15 protein-coding genes and 1 riboswitch are annotated in these 16,799 nt (G+C 51.0%); of the genes, 5 read left to right on the forward strand and 10 right to left on the reverse strand.

The features are described from left to right. Window positions 1-8: 8 nt before the first annotated feature. The 3 genes from BMW93_RS15590 to BMW93_RS15600 form a co-directional block, all read right to left on the reverse strand. Complete coding sequence (locus BMW93_RS15590; protein WP_090378814.1) at window positions 9-797, reverse strand: PhzF family phenazine biosynthesis protein; 789 nt, start codon at window positions 795-797, stop codon at window positions 9-11. Between the two features lie 128 nt (window positions 798-925). Further along, window positions 926-2,476: an alpha,alpha-trehalase TreA gene (gene treA / locus BMW93_RS15595; RefSeq protein ID WP_090377863.1), complete on the reverse strand. Its 1,551-nt coding sequence runs from the start codon at window positions 2,474-2,476 to the stop codon at window positions 926-928. 40 nt (window positions 2,477-2,516) lie between these two features. Then, window positions 2,517-3,458: a M20/M25/M40 family metallo-hydrolase gene (locus BMW93_RS15600; protein ID WP_090377866.1), complete on the reverse strand. Its 942-nt coding sequence runs from the start codon at window positions 3,456-3,458 to the stop codon at window positions 2,517-2,519. A gap of 148 nt (window positions 3,459-3,606) precedes the next feature. Continuing rightward, window positions 3,607-3,715: riboswitch (SAM riboswitch) on the forward strand. Window positions 3,716-3,846: 131 nt separating this feature from the next. Between BMW93_RS15600 and metX the strand changes: the two genes are divergently transcribed. Further along, entirely contained in the window at window positions 3,847-4,899 is a 1,053-nt protein-coding gene (gene metX, locus BMW93_RS15605) for a homoserine O-acetyltransferase (RefSeq protein ID WP_090377869.1), read from the forward strand. A 163-nt stretch (window positions 4,900-5,062) separates the two neighbouring features. On the opposite strand, the gene BMW93_RS15610 is transcribed toward metX, so the two are convergent. The 5 genes from BMW93_RS15610 to BMW93_RS15630 form a co-directional block, all read right to left on the reverse strand. After that, window positions 5,063-5,833 carry a glycerophosphodiester phosphodiesterase family protein gene (locus tag BMW93_RS15610; RefSeq protein ID WP_090377872.1) on the reverse strand — a complete coding sequence of 257 codons (771 nt, stop codon included), beginning with the start codon at window positions 5,831-5,833 and terminating at the stop codon, window positions 5,063-5,065. Between the two features lie 121 nt (window positions 5,834-5,954). Continuing rightward, the gene (locus tag BMW93_RS15615) at window positions 5,955-8,267 is read right to left on the reverse strand and encodes an FdhF/YdeP family oxidoreductase (RefSeq protein WP_090377875.1); all 2,313 of its coding nucleotides are present in this window, start codon (window positions 8,265-8,267) and stop codon (window positions 5,955-5,957) included. Between the two features lie 3 nt (window positions 8,268-8,270). Beyond that, window positions 8,271-8,633 (reverse strand): DUF7009 family protein, encoded by a 363-nt coding sequence (locus BMW93_RS15620; protein ID WP_090377878.1) that lies wholly within the window; start codon window positions 8,631-8,633, stop codon window positions 8,271-8,273. A 2-nt stretch (window positions 8,634-8,635) separates the two neighbouring features. Further along, window positions 8,636-9,454, reverse strand: a complete 819-nt coding sequence (gene fdhD / locus BMW93_RS15625) for a formate dehydrogenase accessory sulfurtransferase FdhD (RefSeq protein ID WP_090378817.1) — start codon at window positions 9,452-9,454, stop codon at window positions 8,636-8,638. Window position 9,455: 1 nt separating this feature from the next. After that, window positions 9,456-10,049 (reverse strand): molybdenum cofactor guanylyltransferase, encoded by a 594-nt coding sequence (locus BMW93_RS15630; protein WP_090377881.1) that lies wholly within the window; start codon window positions 10,047-10,049, stop codon window positions 9,456-9,458. 49 nt (window positions 10,050-10,098) lie between these two features. On the opposite strand from BMW93_RS15630, the gene BMW93_RS15635 reads away from it, so the two are divergent. From BMW93_RS15635 to BMW93_RS15650, 4 genes are all read left to right on the forward strand, one after another. After that, entirely contained in the window at window positions 10,099-11,142 is a 1,044-nt protein-coding gene (locus BMW93_RS15635) for a hypothetical protein (RefSeq protein WP_090377885.1), read from the forward strand. Window positions 11,143-11,295: 153 nt separating this feature from the next. Then, complete coding sequence (locus tag BMW93_RS15640; protein WP_090377888.1) at window positions 11,296-12,885, forward strand: T9SS type A sorting domain-containing protein; 1,590 nt, start codon at window positions 11,296-11,298, stop codon at window positions 12,883-12,885. A 130-nt stretch (window positions 12,886-13,015) separates the two neighbouring features. Beyond that, on the forward strand, window positions 13,016-14,122 hold the full coding sequence (gene mnmA / locus BMW93_RS15645; RefSeq protein ID WP_090377891.1) for a tRNA 2-thiouridine(34) synthase MnmA: 1,107 nt from the start codon (window positions 13,016-13,018) through the stop codon (window positions 14,120-14,122). 94 nt (window positions 14,123-14,216) lie between these two features. Beyond that, window positions 14,217-14,603, forward strand: a complete 387-nt coding sequence (locus BMW93_RS15650; RefSeq protein WP_143061661.1) for a hypothetical protein — start codon at window positions 14,217-14,219, stop codon at window positions 14,601-14,603. Between the two features lie 94 nt (window positions 14,604-14,697). On the opposite strand, the gene rlmB is transcribed toward BMW93_RS15650, so the two are convergent. Then, window positions 14,698-15,471 (reverse strand): 23S rRNA (guanosine(2251)-2'-O)-methyltransferase RlmB, encoded by a 774-nt coding sequence (gene rlmB / locus BMW93_RS15655; RefSeq protein WP_090377897.1) that lies wholly within the window; start codon window positions 15,469-15,471, stop codon window positions 14,698-14,700. Further along, window positions 15,447-16,661 (reverse strand): GWxTD domain-containing protein, encoded by a 1,215-nt coding sequence (locus BMW93_RS15660; protein WP_090378820.1) that lies wholly within the window; start codon window positions 16,659-16,661, stop codon window positions 15,447-15,449. The genes rlmB and BMW93_RS15660 overlap by 25 nt, the downstream gene beginning before the upstream one ends. Between the last annotated feature and the right edge of the window lie 138 nt (window positions 16,662-16,799).

Here is a 16,799-nt window from a genome sequence, read left to right on the forward strand (position 1 = left end):
AACCTTACTTAATCTACCAGGATTTCGCCTTTGAGATACAACTTCGCCTGGCCGCCGATGTAAACGCGGTCGCCGCTCAGCTCGCATTTCAGGAAACCGCCCCGGCGCGAGAGCTGGCGTGCATTCAGTTGGTTTTTGGATAGCTTCTCGGCCCAGTATGGGATCAAAGTCGTATGCGCGGAGCCGGTCACGGGATCTTCGTCGATGCCCGATTGCGGCGCGAAAAAGCGGGAAACGAAATCCACCTCATCGCCGGCGGCAGTGACAATCACGCCTCGTGCCGGAATGGTCGAGAGGATAATGATGTCCAAATCCAGGTCTCTGACCACATCCTCCGATTCCAGCACGACCAGATAGTCGGTTTTGCCTTTGTAAACTTCCAGGAGTGTCGTGTTTTTTAAACTTTCAACAAGTCCCGGAGGCGGCACGGCAATGTGGTATTGGTCAACAGGGAAATTCAATGTAAGCCAATCTTCCTTGCAATCGACGGTAAGCACGCCGCTCCTCGATTCGAAGCTGACCGATTGCCCTTCATATCCCTGAATATTGAAGATCACGTAGGCAGATGCCAGCGTAGCATGGCCGCAAAGATCGACTTCGACCATTGGCGTGAACCACCGTATATGGAAACCATTTTCCGTCGGGACGTAAAATGCGGTTTCGGCAAGGTTGTTTTCGGCGGCGATGGCGCGCATCGTTTCGTCCGGCAGCCACTGTTCCAACGGAACTACCGCAGCAGGATTTCCACCAAACAACTTGTCAGTAAAAGCATCGATTTGGTATATGGGAAGTTTCATGAAGTCAAATGGGCTTGGTGACGGCAAGGTATTAAAAATATCCGCTACGGGAAGATTTTCTTGCCAATTTTTAATATAATTTATTGGAAATGGATAAAAAATCAAAGCATTTTCCAATTGGAGCGCTGTTATCGTTTCCTGTTTTTCATCCGAAGATAAACTCCGTTGGTCCAGCCGAAGCCTTCCTGGATTTCGTACTCGCCGCCGCCGGCGATCAGGTTGGTGTCCGACACATTGTATTTTTCGAGCATTCTGCCCGAATGCCGGAACTCCTTCTCAATCAATCCCAGCCATTCGTCGCTGAGCTCGTTGGCGGTCCTGTGGAAATTGTAGTTTCGTAACCCCTTGTAAACGATCCATTGCAGCGGCGCCCAGCCATTGGGCGCATCCCATTGCTGGCCGGTACGCACCGTGGTCGTTAGCAACCCGCCCGATTTTAGAAAATTGAGCCTCACATACGCGCGCACGTAATGCGAGTGCGGCTTGGGCGCGAGTTTGAAGAACAGCGGAAACGCACCCGCAATGGTAACGGCTTTGGTGAAATCCTTTTTTCGGAAATCATAATCCATATAATAATGCTTCGATTCGTCCCAGAAATAGGTCTGGATGGCGATGTTCCGTTGCCGCGCCTTTTCCTCGTAAAGCAAATGCATTCGCCGGTTGTCGGATAGCAAATAGGCTTCCGCAATAGTCTTTTCGAGGTGGTATAGCAGGCAGTTGAGGTCGATCGGCAGGATGTCGGTGGTGTGAATGGATGCAAAATCGGTTTCGTCCGCAAACCACCGGCTGCTGAAATCCCAGCCCGATTCGGCAGCGGCACGGATGTGGCGGTAAAGCTCGTCGGGCGGCGTACCGTATTTTTCGGAAACTTCCTGGGCGAGATGGGTGTCCTCGATATAAGATTCGGGGCGAGGCGTAGCCTTGTCGTCCCAGTAACGGTTCAGCATTGCGCCGTCCGGCAGGTATACCAGGCGCCGGTGGGCCGTAAAAGGCGCACAGGGTTCCAGGCAGCCGTCCATCCAGTAGTCGTACTCCTTTTGCATTTGGGGCAGGTATTTTTTCAAAACCTTCTTGCCCTCCATTTCACTGAATAGCCTCACCATCAGCGAAAAGAATGGCGGCTGCGAACGGCTGAGGTAATAGGTGCGGTTGGCGGTCGGTATAAAACCCAAAGTATCCACCAGGTAGGCGAAGTTATTGAGCATATTCTCGATCAGCTCCGACCGGCCCGACTCTTTGAGTCCCAGCATGGTAAAATAGCTGTCCCAGTAATAAATCTCACGAAAACGCCCGCCCGGGACCACATACGGGTAGGGCAGGGGTATGAGCGACCCACCCCGCTCCTGGTTTTCGGGTTGGCGTGTCAGTACCGACCAGAGCTTGCCGACATGGTCGGAAACAGGCTCGCTTTTGTCGGATACAAATTCGGAGGCAATGTGCCCGGGCATCTTGAAATAGCCCCGCACAAATGTTTCCATGTCGAAGCCGGGGTCGTCCTTCTGCTGGTGGTACCGCTCGATGATCAGTACCGGGTCTTCCAGCGGAATGGCATCGGCGAATGTTTTGGAATCGGAGAAAATAGGACTGCTCTGCACATCACGGAATAGCGTTCCGTACAACTCCTCGGGGGAGATGTGAGCCTGGCCGTAAGTGAATGAAGGAGCAATGAAACCGTACAAAACAAACTGACTTTAAAGGGTTTTTCGACTGGATTTTGACTTATTTGACTTCCGTGAATTTAAGTTTTGGTAACAACATCGCATTCTCGATAAGGTGGATCTGAATACCCAGAATGCCCGCTTCCGCATTCGTGTCGATCTTCCCGGCATCGTCGGTCGGCTTGTGGTAATCGTCGTGGCCGCCCGTGTGGAAAAAGAGTACGGGTATTTGTTTGGCATAAAACGAACCATGGTCCGAGCCGCCGCTTCCGGCATTATCCGTAAAAAACTTCGTATCGCTTTTCACATCCTTGAAAATAACAGGCCACTCGGCGCTGGTGCCGTACCCGCCGATACCCACGCCGCGGCTGGCATCGTAGCGGCCGATCATATCCATATTCGACATGAAGTCGATCTCGGCCAATGGCAAAGTCGGGTTGTTTACAAAATAACGCGAGCCGACGAGCCCCAGTTCTTCCGCTCCGAAAGCGATGAAAAGGAAGTTGTAAGGCTCCTTTTTGTCATTTCCCGAAAAATACCGCGCCAGTTCGAGCAGCCCGGCCACGCCCGAGGCATTGTCGTCGGCGCCGTTGTGGATCTGGCCTTCGGGCTTTTCGGCTTTGGAGCTTCCTTGCCGACCGAGGCCAAGGTGGTCAAAATGAGCGCCTATGACGATGGTATATTGCGCCCCGTTGTCGAGAAAACCGATCACATTCCGCGCTTCCCGGACGCTGTCGGGCACTACTATTCGTCTGATCTTCGCGGTGAAGGGCTGGTAGTAACCCTCGGTTCCTTTGGGTAAAAGATGGTACTTTTTGAATTGTTTCGCCACATACTTCGCGGCTTTTTCGTTCTCTTTGCTGCCTGTACCGCGACCTTTCATTTTGTCGGAAGCCAGGTAGGAAATGTGTTTGCGGATATTCTCCGGCGAGGGGGTTACGGATTGTCCAAATGCCTGCACAGCGCCCAAAACGAGCAGCAGACTGTGAAAAAAGATTCTCATTCGATATAAAATGGTTGACGGGCAAAGATACGCCGCGACGGCACGAGCGGGCGCTGCGGGCCGACAGAATTTTTGCATTTATTTGTATTTTCAGGCATCCACGCTTAATATTGCACCATCAATCAATTGCTTCCCTTGAACGGCGGTTGATTTATAAAGAAGAGGCGAGAGAATGGGCTCTATGAACCTCTGGCAACCTGCTACCGCGACGGAGAAAGGTGCTAATTCCCACCTAAGTTTATTAGGAGATATAAAATCAATTCGTGTGCTCTTACAGTTAGAAATTTCCGTAAGCCGATTGGCTTTAGTCTCGCAGCTACAACCGAAAATTTGTATTTCGGCTGTCCATTTTACCATGTGTTGAATTTAACCACGTGCTGTGGCTCTTATGCAAGCGGAACAGAAGACATTTAAGTACCCATATCCCTACGCGCTCGAAATGGGTGGCGAATTGCCTGGATTTGAACTCGCATACACTACCTATGGAGAAAGGAACGCCAGCGACACCAATATCGTCTGGATCTGCCACGCGCTCACCGGCAGCTCCAATGCGCACGACTGGTGGGACGGGCTGGTAGGCGACGACAAATATTTCAACCCGGCGCAGCATTTCATTATTTGCGTGAATGTGCTTGGCTCGGCATATGGGTCTACGGGGCCGCTTTCGGTTAACCCGCGAACCAACCAACCGTATTACCACAACTTTCCGACTCTCACTGTGCGGGATGTGGTAGGTACGCTGGACCTTCTGCGGCAGGAGCTCGCGATCAGTAAGATTAAAATCTGCATCGGCGGCTCACTGGGCGGGCAGCAGGCGCTGGAATGGGCCGTAGAAAAGCCCGATTTATTCGAAGAACTGATCCTGATCGCTTCCAATGCATTGCATTCTCCCTGGGGGATCGCATTCAACGAATCGCAACGGATGGCGATTGAGGCCGATCCTACCTATTCCGGGGACAGCCCGGAGGCAGGTGCGATGGGCATGCGCGCGGCGCGGTCGATCGCGTTGCTGTCGTACCGCAATTATGATACTTACAACTTTACACAGGCCCGCGACAATCCCGATCAGATCGATGATTTCCGCGCGTCCTCCTACCAGCAGTACCAGGGCGACAAGTTTGTGAAACGTTTCAATGCATTCTCTTACTGGGCGCTGTCCAAGATCATGGACTCGCATAACGTCGGGCGCAATCGCGGGGGGATCGTGCATGCGCTTGGGCTCGTGAAGGCGAAAACGTTGGTACTGGGCATTAAATCCGACCTGCTTTTCCCGCTCTCGGAACAGCAGTTTCTCGCACGCCACATTCCGGATGCCGCATTTCAGGAGATAGACTCGCTGTACGGCCACGACGGCTTCCTGATCGAGTACAAGCAGCTTACCCAGGTGATCAGGGCGTGGCAGGAAACGAACGGGCAGTTGCAGATGGCGCGCATTCGTTAATGCGTGTATGTTTTAAAAAAAGGTTGTATAAACTGAGCTTAAACTGTCACGCTGAGCGGAGTCGAAGCGCGGTACCGTACCGCGCTTCGACTCCGCTCAGCGTGACAATTTAAAGGTGATTCTGCTCTTTTTATACGAACGCTTTTAATCTATCCCAAAAATATTACTTCGAAAGGCTCAGCAGCAACTCAGGCTCGTTGGTGGTGATGTAATCCACGTCTTTTTCGAGGAAGTATTTCAAATCAGCTTCGTCATTGACTGTCCATACGTTGGTAGTCAGTTTTTTCTGGCGCATGGCGGGAATGTAATCCTCTTTTTTCTTCAAAATGCTGAGATGGTAATCGATACCGTCAAGGCCGGCCGCCTGGATTTCGTCAGGCGTTTTGTCGCCATTCAGGTATTCTACGTGCGCTTTCGGAGCGAGTTCTTTTACCTTCAAACAAACATCCCAGCTGAATGCGATGTAGTCGGTGATCTTCTCTACCTTCATTTTCTTCACCAGCTCCACGCATTTGGTAGCCAATGCCAGCGAACGTTCCTTGCTGATTTTGGAGGTTTTGATTTCCAGAATCAAACGGGTTTTCTTCTGCTTGGAACCCGCCTTCAGATAGGCTTCCAAAGTAGGAAGTGCCTCGCCGTCGGCCAATTTGATCTTCGAAAGCTCTGCCGAATTCGTCGTTTCGATATTTGTTCCCTGAATGGAATGATCGTGCAACACGTATAAAACGGAATCAGCCGACATATGCACATCGAACTCGCTGCCATAGCAACCGAGTTTGATCGCGTGTTCCAGCGCACCGATCGAGTTTTCGGTCACACCCGTATTTTTCCAGGCACCGCGGTGCGCGATCACCTTGTTTTTCTTTTGAGACATACCATCCATCGACACCAGGCTCATCAGCCCGATTGCAAGCATTAAAAATCCTTTTTTCATTGTATTCAATTTAAACTTCCTTTAAAAAAACATTTTCCGGCGTGTTTTACCCCATCGGGCAAAGCAGCGGCGAAATTACGGCAACTTGGCCGCGCCTTTGTTAGGCCAATATTAAGTTATCCTAAAAACCCTGGTGCGGGGTAACCGTCAGGATCACCATTTTGGAAGTCGGGGTATTGCTCTTCTCCGCGACACTCGTAATGGGCACCAGCACATTGGTTTCGGGGAAATACGTGGCCGTGCATTGCTCGGGAATCGGATATTCCACCACCACAAACTTGTGCGCCACGCGCGCCACGCCGTCGTAGTCGTTATGCAAATCGACGAGATCGCCGTTTTTCAGGTTGCGGTCCTGCATGTCTTTTATATTCATCAAAATTACCCGGCGCTCGTTGTAAATGCCGCGATAGCGATCGTTCAGACCGTAAACAGTGGTATTGAACTGGTCGTGGCTGCGGATGGTCATCATCATCAGTTCGCCCGTCTTCAGCTCCTGTATTTGCGGTGCCGCAATATGGAAATGCGCCTTGCGGGTGGGCGTATCGAACGAGCCTGATCGGTTGGCGTTGGGCAAATAGAAGCCGCCGGGCTGCCTGACGCGCTCATTGTAATCCGCGAAACCGGGGATCGTGCGCTCGATGTCGGTACGGATAAGGTCGTAATCTGCGATGTATTTGTCCCAGCTCACTTTGCTGCGGGTGCCTAACGTCGCTTTCGCCAGCCGGCAAACGATCTCCGGCTCACTCAAAAGGTGTTCCGAAACCGGTTCCAGCACGCCGCGCGATAACTGTACCACACCCATCGAATTCTCGCACGACACGAAGCGGTTCTCACCATTGCGCAGATCCTTGTCGCTCCGGCCCAGGCAAGGCAATATCAATGCCTCCTGGCCGTGCACCAGGTGGCTGCGGTTCAGCTTGGTGGAAACGTGGACGGTCAGTTTGCATTTCTGCAATGCTTCGGCCGTGAAACGCGTATCGGGTGTTGCAGAAAGGAAGTTGCCGCCCATGGCAAAAAATACCTTCGCCTCGCCCGCGTGCATGGCTTTAATGCATTCCACGACGTCATAACCATGTTCCCGCGGCGGTGCAAAATGGAAGTTCTTTTCAATCGAATCGAGGAACCTGGCATTAGGGCGTTCGAAAATACCCATGGTGCGGTCGCCCTGGACGTTGCTGTGCCCGCGCACGGGACAGGTACCCGCGCCGGGTTTGCCGATACTGCCTTTGAGCAACAGTAAATTCACGATTTCCTTAATGGTCGCTACGGCATTCTTGTGCTGCGTCAGCCCCATAGCCCAGCAGGCGATGATTTTGCTTTTCCCCGCGAGCACGCGCGCCACCTCCTGTACCTGCTCGTACGGTATGCCCGCCTGCGCGGCGAGTTGTTTGGCATTGTACTTTTTCAGGTCTTGCAGGAAATCGCTATATCCTTGTGTGTTCTGGTTGATAAAATGCTGGTCAAAAACGATGCCGGGCTGCTTTTCTTCCGCTTCGAGCAAAAGTAGCTCGATCGCTTTAAGCAATGCCATATCGCCATTGATCTTCACTTGCAGGAAAATGTCGGTCAGGCCCGGTTTGTAGCCCAGCACGCCCACCAGGGTCTGCGGGTTGTTGAAGCCCATCAGCCCGGTTTCCGGTAATGGGTTAATGGAAATGATCGTCGCGCCGTTGGCTTTGGCTTTTTGCAATGCTGTGAGCATGCGCGGGTGGTTGGTACCGGGGTTTTGCCCGAGGATCATGATCACCTCGGCCTGGTAGAAGTCGTTCAGGGTGACGGAGCCTTTCCCGATGCCCAGCGACTCGCCTAGCGCCGTTCCGCTGCTTTCGTGACACATATTGCTGCAATCGGGCAGGTTATTCGTGCCGTATTCACGCACAAAAAGCTGGTAGAGGAATGCGGCCTCATTACTCGTGCGGCCCGACGTGTAGAATACCGCTTCATGGGGCGAGTCGAGTCCGTTCAGTTCGGCCCCTATCTTTTCAAATGCGGCATTCCAGGTAATGGGCTGGTAGTGCGTGCCGCCCGCGGGGAGGAACATCGGCTCGGCAATGCGGCCTTTCCCCCCGATCTCGTAATCCGACAGTTTGCCCAGCTCCTGCACGGAATGTTGGGAAAAGAATTCCGCCGTCAGTTTTTTGGCGGTGGCTTCTTCGGCTACGGCGCGCGCGCCGTTCTCGCAATATTCTGCAATGCCCGAGCGCTCGTCGTCCGGGTCGGGCCAGGCACAGCTGGGGCAGTCGAAGCCACCTTTTTTATTGAGATTAAACAATGCTTTCATCCCACGCTGAAAACCGGCCTCGCCGACGGTCATTTCCAGTGCGGAAACGACAGCGGGGATGCCTGCGGCCACTTTTTTGATGGGGCCCTGTTTCAAACCGGTCAGTTTTTCCGGGTTTTCGGCGCCGGGGACAGGAAGCAGGTTGTCGGACATGGTTCAGCAGGTTTTAGGATTCTCGTAATTGTCGGACTGGTCTTCTGTGACGTTGTCCAGGCATTTAAAATCTTTTTCAATCAACATCAATAACGAAGTACCGTCGCCCAGCGGCATGTTTCCTTCAAATCCGACGGTATTGTTCGCCGCCCAGCCTTCCAGCCATTCGGCGGGGACTTCCAATGTAACTTTATTTTGTTCAAAACGGGCCGTCATTTCAGCAGCCCTTGTTTTTTGCACTGCATAACCCAGTTGCGCCGAACCAAAATCGGTCGTTTCTTCGAGGTATCCTTCACTTTCAAGTATACTAACTTCCGTTTTGGAAAGCCTGAAACGCACGGAGTTCCGTTGAATGCGGATTTTCATAGTTATTGGATCCGGTGGTGACCGGTGTAAATGTTGAATTTGTCGTTTTTCAGAAACCCTACCAACGTAATGCCGCTTTCTTCTGCCAGCTGTACCGCAAGGCTGGAAGGTGCGCCAATCGCGGCTACGATCCTGATGCCGGCCATAGCAGCTTTTTGAATGAGTTCGAAGCTCGCCCGGCCGCTGAGGAGGAGCATATGTTTGTCAAGTGGCAGTTCTTCCGACAGCAAAGCCGCTCCAACGAGTTTGTCCAGCGCATTATGCCTGCCTACATCCTCGCGTAACATCAAAAACTGCCCTGAAATGTCGAAAAGCGCCGAAGCATGCAGTCCACCGGTAGTTTCGAATGTATTCTGGTGCTGCGTAATCTGTTCTGTGAGTTGGTATAACAATGCTTTTTTAATGATTAAACCTTCCTGCAAACTCGTGTAAGCGGACCGGGTCCGGATTGCATCGATACTGGCCTTGCCGCACACGCCGCAGCTCGACGTGGTGTAGAAGTTACGCTCCAAAGAGCCCAATTGCGGCTCAAAATCCGCGGCGCATGTTACTACCACCCGGTTTTCATCGAATGCCGCGTGCGCAATGTCGCCGATCTGGTTTTTGGAATGGATAATGCCTTCCGTGAACAGAAACCCGGCCGCGAGTTCGTGGTCGTTTCCGGGCGTTCGCATGGTTACCGAAATGCTTTTGCGCTCTTTCGTGCCGAATGCAATTTGTATTTCGAGCGGTTCTTCCACGGCAAGTTGGTCGTCGAGCTCTTCGGCGACTTGCCCGCTGATGCGCGTGATTCTGTGACTGGTTATCGAACTGGTCTCCATTTTAAAAGTCATTAGCTGCTTCGAGCGCTTGTTTTACGGCCCGGAAATCCTCCATCGTATCTACGCTCAGCATTGTTTTTTCGGATAAGGGCCGGTATTTGCCGGCATTCTCGGCTTGGAGAAAACGCTGCAACGAGCGCGAACCGTTTGCAAACGCTTTCCCTAATGCATTGCCCACCGAACACGAATACCATCCAAGCAACGGTTCGTAGAATGCATTTTGGTTATAAAAGGCGGCGGCCGTCAAATCCTTATCGGTATCGTGCAGAAAATTGGCCAGTTCGTCGGTTGTCAGGTGGGGATAATCGCAACCCGCCACCAGAAAGTCGTTTCCGGGAAAGGTTTCAAATGCGGTTAGCAGCCCGCTCATTGGGCCAGCACCGACGAATTCGGGCATGTCGGCCAGTTTCGGATAGCCGGTTCGGAAGGTTTTGTATTGTTCTGCATTGCAGCAAAGGATCACCCGTTCGCACAGGGGCGCGAGCAGGTCGGCAACGTGTTCGTACTGAGGTTTTTGGTAATAAACCAACAGGCTTTTGTCGGTCCCCATTCTCGTGCTTTCGCCGCCGCAGATCACCAGTCCGTATAAGCTCATAGTGGCAGGTCGATGGTTTTAATCGGTCAAATATGCGTAACTTCCTTTTATGGAAATGGGTGATGTTAAAATATTAAGGAAAAAACCGATTTACCCGGTGAGCCCCGAGTTGCGCAAATACCTGCGTTTTTACCAGCGCGATGCGCGCATTCCCGTCGCATACCACGACTTGCTGAATTTTTACGAGTCGTTTCCGGTGAGCGACAAAAACGGCAGAGACACGCTATGGGAGAGCCCGCTTTATCCGCCGCACGAGCTGGAAAGACTGCATGCGGGGCTGAAAAAGGTGTATGCGATGCTCAAAGCCAATGGCAACCTGCGCATTGTGGAACACAAGTACATCGATCGGATCGATTACTGCAAATTCGGCAATTCCAACCCGTTCCGCGTCAAAATCGTGAACCGGCTGAATGATATTTACGATTATTTCTACGTCAAAAAAGCCGATTCTTCCCGCATTTACGGATTGGAACTGGAAGAGATATTTTCACCTAATCAGGTCAACTACATTGTCGACGGCGAGACGCTGATCGAGGAGCACATCGCGGGCATCCCGGGCGACGAGTTTGCACGTACGCGTATGCGCGACCCCGATTATAACCCAATCCGGATCGCCAAGGAGTTTGTGAAGTTCAACGAGCGCTGCAAGATCACTTTGCTGGGCGATATGCGTTCCTACAACTTCGTGATGCAGATTACCCCCGATTTCGACGATTTCCAGTTCCGCCTACGCGCCATTGATTTCGACCAACAGTTTTACGAGGGCAATCTCAAAGTATATATGCCTCAGTTCTTTAAAGAAAACCGGGCCTATGTGCAGCTGGCTATGGAATACCTGACGGACAAGACGGTGGTACAATACCAGCAGGAAGAGCAGTCGTCGATCATGTACCAGGCCAAAGCCGAGCGTTACCGCCTGCGTGACCTGCGCGATGTTTGTATCAAAGACAAAATATCGACACCGGAAAACATTCACCAACTGCGCGAAAGTCTTGCCGCGCATTACTCGGATGAGCATTACCATAAATGCGAGACGATGACCGAAATCATCGAATTGAATATCAAGAATGTGATACGGATGGTGATCGCTTAGCGGGTGGTCAGGACTGATTTATTCGGCTCAAAGGGGGGCGTTTGATCAAATTGTAGAGTTTAGTGGCTAATTATGAAATAGTTGCATTTTTCTTTAATTTGTAACTAAAATCAGCCATTCGGTCAATATTCTTCACCTTAACTTGACCAATCCATGAAAAACTTACTACTTCTATTCTGTCTTGCCGTCATTACCGCAGGCGCGAAAGCGCAGACTTGCGGGGCGGGCGGATTGACGTTTTCAACGCAGGCGGAAATCAACAGTTTTACGACTAATTTTCCGGGATGCACACAAGTGCTTGGCGATATAACAGTCACGGGGGCTACCATAACGAATCTCAACGGATTATCCGGAGTGACGTCTATCGGCGGGTCGATGTTTATATATGAGGTCCCGCTCACGAACCTGACGGGCCTCGGGGCGCTTACGAAGATCAGCGGCGGCCTCAATCTTAGCCTTTGCCCTTCCCTGACTTCCCTGACGGGGTTATCGGCATTGACGGAAATCTCAGGACAACTCACGGTATGGAATACCGCGATCACGAATTTCAGCGGGTTGCCGCTACTCACTAAGCTGGGCTCGCTTAGCTTGCGTGAAAATACTTCCATGACCAGTTTTACAGGGCTGAGCGGCATTACCTCTCTGCAAGGGTGGTTATATGTATCGGATAATCCGGTAGCCAGTACGGCCGGGCTGGAAAACCTGACATCGGTCGGTCAACTTTCCCTTTTCAATTCAAGCCTGAATTTCAGCGGTCTTACGTCTCTGACAACCATCGTAGGACCATTCGAAGCATTTTCGGCAGTTAGTAATTTTAACGGGCTCGGGGCACTGGAAAGCATTGGCGGGACGTTCGAAGTCCACAATCCAGGTGTATTGTCGCTGGCGGGCCTCACCAGCCTGGAATCCATCGGCGGCGATCTGGTGATTGCCAACACGTCTAGCCTGTCGAGCCTGAATGGCTTGCAGGCATTGAAAAGCATCGGCGGCAAGATCGATATTTACAATAACGAATTCTTGTCGACGCTCTCGGGTATCGATAATGTCGATGCCACCACGTTTTCGGACCTTTCCATTAGCAATTCTCCCTTTCTCAATAATTGTAATGTGAAAAGTATATGCATTTACCTCGACGACCCGACGAACCCGGCTGCTTTCTCGGACAACCAGGTTGGCTGTAATTCAAGAGCGGCTATTTTGGCTACGACCGAATGTCAGACTGCATTACCGGTTTACCTGGCGAGTTTCAGCGGCATGGCCACGCCCGAGGGGAACAAGCTTGTCTGGAATACCACGTGGGAGGCTAACAACAAAGGATTCGCAGTGGAACGGATCGATAATCTCATGCATTTTACTGAAATAGGCTTTGTCGCGGGGAATACCGATTCGAAGCGAAGTACGGGCTATTCTTTTACAGATTTTCAGAAAATCGACAAAGCCTACTATCGGTTGAAGCAAATCGACTGGGACGGTGCCTTCAATTATTCGCGCATCATATCGGTAGGCGGAAAGCCGTCGATCGATGAGCCCGCTTACGTGTATCCGAACCCGGTCCGCGGACAGCTGGTTATAGGGAATGGCGTGGGGCAGAAATCGTACCGGCTCATGAATAAACAGGGCGTTTCGCTCATGGAATCAAAGATATTGCCCAATACGACTGTTGACGTGAGTAAGCTGCCCAACGACCTCTACTTCCTCGAAGTAGGACGGGATGTGATTAAAGTTGTAGTCAATAACGACTGATCATAAGGTAATGCTGAGATATTAATCGTAAATTTGCACCCGCAATACGGAACCGACGCTCGTTCAGTGGCGTTGGTTCTTTTTCAATTCTAACCAAAATCGGAAGGCATTCAACCTTCGGCAGATTACAATGAGTAAACACGGACGCATTCTTGTCGCTATGAGCGGCGGCATCGACAGCTCTCTCGCGGCTGTCCTTCTCCACGAACAAGGTTATGAGGTCATTGGAATGACCATGAAAACCTGGGATTACGCCAGCAGCGGCGGTACCAAAAAAGAGACCGGCTGTTGTTCGCTGGATTCTATCAACGACGCCCGCAATATCGCGGTGGAGCTCGGTTTTCCACATTATATTCTCGACATCCGCGCGGAATTCGGCGATTACGTGATCGACCATTTCACGGGTGAATACCTCGAAGGCCGCACACCCAACCCGTGTGTGCTTTGTAATACGCACATCAAATGGGACGCATTGCTCCGCCGTGCCGACAGGCTCGATTGTGAGTTTATCGCCACGGGGCATTATGCCAACATGCAATTCAACAACGGCCGCCATTATGTATCCAAAGGTATCGATGCCTGGAAGGACCAAAGTTACGTGCTTTGGGGCGTGTCGCAGGAAAGCCTGGCCCGTACCAAGCTGCCATTAGGCTATTTGCATAAATCCGAAATCCGCGAAATGGCCCGTGAGAGGGGCTTTATTGATTTGGTAAACAAATCGGAAAGCTACGAAATCTGCTTCGTGCCCGATAACGACTACCGCGGCTTCCTGAAAAGGCGCATTCCGGGGCTGGAAGCGGAAGTAGCAGGCGGAAACTTTGTGTACGCCGATGGTACCGTGGTAGGAAAGCATGAAGGCTACCCGTTCTACACGGTGGGCCAACGCAAAGGCCTTGGCATTGCATTAGGTCGCCCCGTTTTCGTGACTGAAATCAGGAAAGATACCAATGAAGTTGTACTCGGCGACATGCCCGATCTTTTCCGCGACGGCATGAATGTGAGTAAATTGAACCTTCAAAAATACGCATCGATCGAAAAACCGCTCGAAACCGTCACCAAAGTTCGCTACAAACACGACGGCACCCCGGCGATCATCGAACAAACCGGCCCCGATCAGATCGTAGCCCGCTTCCACGACGGTGTCAACGGCATCGCACCGGGACAGGCCGCGGTGTTTTATGAAGGCGATGATGTGATAGGTGGAGGCTGGATTATGAAGAGCTTCCGGCAGGAGTGAGCTTGTTGGATTAAGTTTGTAACTTAGATCGCTGCATTAACTGCATTTACTCAATAGTTCCTCTGTATAGTTTCATCAACAATTGGACTTACAGATGGATTTGAAAACTCTCCGGCGACTAGCTAAGGAACGTACAAGGTTGGATTTGGTAGTACAAGGTGTCGGCATTTACCGGAAGGAGCTTGATGCGGAAATCAGGTTTAACATGGCCGGCATGAAGGAATGCATTAATCAACCTTTTAACCCATATGCGGATAAAATCAATTTGCTGATCAGCGGCCTGGAAGAGGCATTGGCATGCGCCACTTATCTTGGCTTTACTACTTTTCAAACACATCCCAAGCCTCACGTTCTTGGATATCATTATTTTAAAACAGAAATAGGCGGGAAAACCGCCTATTTCAATATTCAGATGACTGTCCAAAAGCAACATTTTCTATATTCTATTACTGAAACATTGCACTGGGATCAGCTAGAATAAAAAAACACCCGACGTGCTTAGAGGAGTTGCAATCCAATGCCGGTTCAGGTGTTAAACAAATATAGTTATGTTTGGGGTGAAAACAAAATCTTTATCAGATTTTTATCCGCTGCCGCACAGCCTCATACAACACAATAGAACTCGCTACGGAAACATTCAGCGATTCCACTTGCCCGGCGAGCGGGATTCTCGCTCCGCTATCTGCCAGGTCGATGAACTCTTTGGAAATACCGTCTTCCTCAGAACCCATGATGATGACTGTGGGAATGGTGAAGTCGATGTCGTAGAGCGATTTATCTGTTTTTTCTGTACAAGCTATTATTTGCAAACCGCTATTTCTGAGGTACATAAGTGTTTCCCAAAGGTTTGGTTCGCGGCATATGGGCAGAAAATTCAATGCGCCGGATGAGGTTTTCATCGCGTCGGCATTGATTTGCGCGCCGCCTTTGGTAGGGACGATGATCGCCTGCACGCCTGCGCATTCGGCCGTACGCGCGATGGCTCCGAAGTTACGGACGTCGGTAACGCGGTCGAGCAGCAGCAGGAGCGGGGTTTTGCCTTCTTCGTACACCTGCGTAAGCACATTGTGCAGAGGCATGTACTGGATCGGCGATACAAATGCGATGACACCCTGGTGGTTTTTGCGGGTTACCCGGTTCAGTTTTTCAACCGGAACACGCTGATAGGGAACGCCTAATTCTTTGGCGAGCTTTTCAATTTCCGCGAGACCAAACTCGCGCTGAATAAATAACCTTTCGATTTCTTTGCCCGAACGAAGGGTTTCGAGTACCGACTGCGTACCAAAAACCATGTCGGCCTGGGACTGTCTGGGGGCTGGTTTTCTTACCGTATACTTCCGTTTCTCCATGCTTCTACTACTGGATACCAAATCGGCTGGTATTCGGCATAGCGAACCAGTTCATAATGATCATCCACAAATTGATTGTTTCTTCTATTAAATGTAAAATTGACGTTTTGGGCGTTGCCTCTGTGATCGTAGGTCCATACTTCGCGGTCCTTGCTGCGCTGTACTTTGTCAGGCGGGCCCAATACGATGTAAATCATTCCTTTATCGGTTTTCCAGCCCTCTTTATAGGTCGTGAAAAGCTGGTTGGCCTCTTCGACCCTTCCGTAGAACGAGCGAATTGATTGCTGGGCAAGCGGCGCATTACCGTTCATGAGTGTCAGCCAGTATTTATCCAATGCTTTTTTATAATCCTCAGCCTTCTTGATCTCGTTGATCTCGTTGTTAGTACTCATGTAAAGCAACGGCCCGAGCAGTAACTGCGGACGGGTAACCTTCGGAAAACGTTCGTTAACGACGAGAATCCCGAGCCCTTCGGATTGGGTAGTATCTGCGAAAACGTTGTAAAGACCTTCCTTCGTGAACTGCAATGGCTGGTTGGCACTGATCATAAAGGTGCTATCCACTTCGAGCGACTTGCTACCAGTTTTTGGCGCGATGTTCATCGGCGATCCCGCCGGTTCGAAGTCGTGGTTGTAATAGTAAACATGCAGTTGATCGGTATTCTCGCCTGCTTTTTTGATCGTAAACTGCTCGGTTGAGCTTATGTAGTGCCTTTGTAACGGCTGGGTAGAGGTGCCGGCGTATACACCGTACATCTGGTTCACAGCCAGTTTTTTGAAACGGATCGTGAGGTCGTTCAATACTTTTTTCAGGGTGCCGGTCTGGCTGATCTCGCTGAGCAATACGCCATAGTCACGGTTGGGGCTTTTCAAGTCATACGAAATGACGATCTTGTCGCCGAGGCGGGAAACGTTAGTCGAGTCGAGCTTCACATTGCCGTAGCCGAGGCGCTCGCGTGTTCCGTAATCGGAATAGATGACGTAGTTGAGATTATAGAGCTTTACGAAATCAGCTACACTGATCGCATTTTTGCCCTTGAAGGCATCCACATACAGGAATACAGATGTCTGAGTAGTGTCTTTCAACAAATATTTGCTTTGAATAGCCACCAGCGACAGCTCCTCATTGACCGGGGCCGATGCCTGCTGCACCTCCGTAGGCCGGACCTGGGCCTCCGGGATCTGCTTCATAGGCTTATTCGATGATGCGCACCCGGCCATCACCAAAATAGACATTATATAAATACAAAAGCGAAGATTTGTTCTCATGTACGTGTATTCATCGTTTGTCAAATAACGAATGAACGGGCAAAATTACCCAATAAAACG

The organism is Dyadobacter sp. SG02 (assembly GCF_900109045.1).
Classification (GTDB): Bacteria; Bacteroidota; Bacteroidia; order Cytophagales; family Spirosomataceae; genus Dyadobacter.

Coding starts and splice junctions, on each gene's coding strand:
- BMW93_RS15630 (WP_090377881.1), bottom strand. CDS start 10,049: ATGAGCTTATACGGACTGGTGATCTGCGGCGGCGAAAGCACGAGAATG.
- BMW93_RS15590 (WP_090378814.1), bottom strand. CDS start 797: ATGAAACTTCCCATATACCAAATCGATGCTTTTACTGACAAGTTGTTT.
- BMW93_RS15615 (WP_090377875.1), bottom strand. CDS start 8,267: ATGTCCGACAACCTGCTTCCTGTCCCCGGCGCCGAAAACCCGGAAAAA.
- BMW93_RS15635 (WP_090377885.1), top strand. CDS start 10,099: ATGGAAATGGGTGATGTTAAAATATTAAGGAAAAAACCGATTTACCCG.
- BMW93_RS15610 (WP_090377872.1), bottom strand. CDS start 5,833: ATGAAAAAAGGATTTTTAATGCTTGCAATCGGGCTGATGAGCCTGGTG.
- fdhD (WP_090378817.1), bottom strand. CDS start 9,454: ATGGAGACCAGTTCGATAACCAGTCACAGAATCACGCGCATCAGCGGG.
- mnmA (WP_090377891.1), top strand. CDS start 13,016: ATGAGTAAACACGGACGCATTCTTGTCGCTATGAGCGGCGGCATCGAC.
- BMW93_RS15600 (WP_090377866.1), bottom strand. CDS start 3,458: ATGAGAATCTTTTTTCACAGTCTGCTGCTCGTTTTGGGCGCTGTGCAG.
- metX (WP_090377869.1), top strand. CDS start 3,847: ATGCAAGCGGAACAGAAGACATTTAAGTACCCATATCCCTACGCGCTC.
- BMW93_RS15640 (WP_090377888.1), top strand. CDS start 11,296: ATGAAAAACTTACTACTTCTATTCTGTCTTGCCGTCATTACCGCAGGC.
- rlmB (WP_090377897.1), bottom strand. CDS start 15,471: ATGGAGAAACGGAAGTATACGGTAAGAAAACCAGCCCCCAGACAGTCC.
- BMW93_RS15620 (WP_090377878.1), bottom strand. CDS start 8,633: ATGAAAATCCGCATTCAACGGAACTCCGTGCGTTTCAGGCTTTCCAAA.
- BMW93_RS15660 (WP_090378820.1), bottom strand. CDS start 16,661: ATGAAGCAGATCCCGGAGGCCCAGGTCCGGCCTACGGAGGTGCAGCAG.
- BMW93_RS15650 (WP_143061661.1), top strand. CDS start 14,217: ATGGATTTGAAAACTCTCCGGCGACTAGCTAAGGAACGTACAAGGTTG.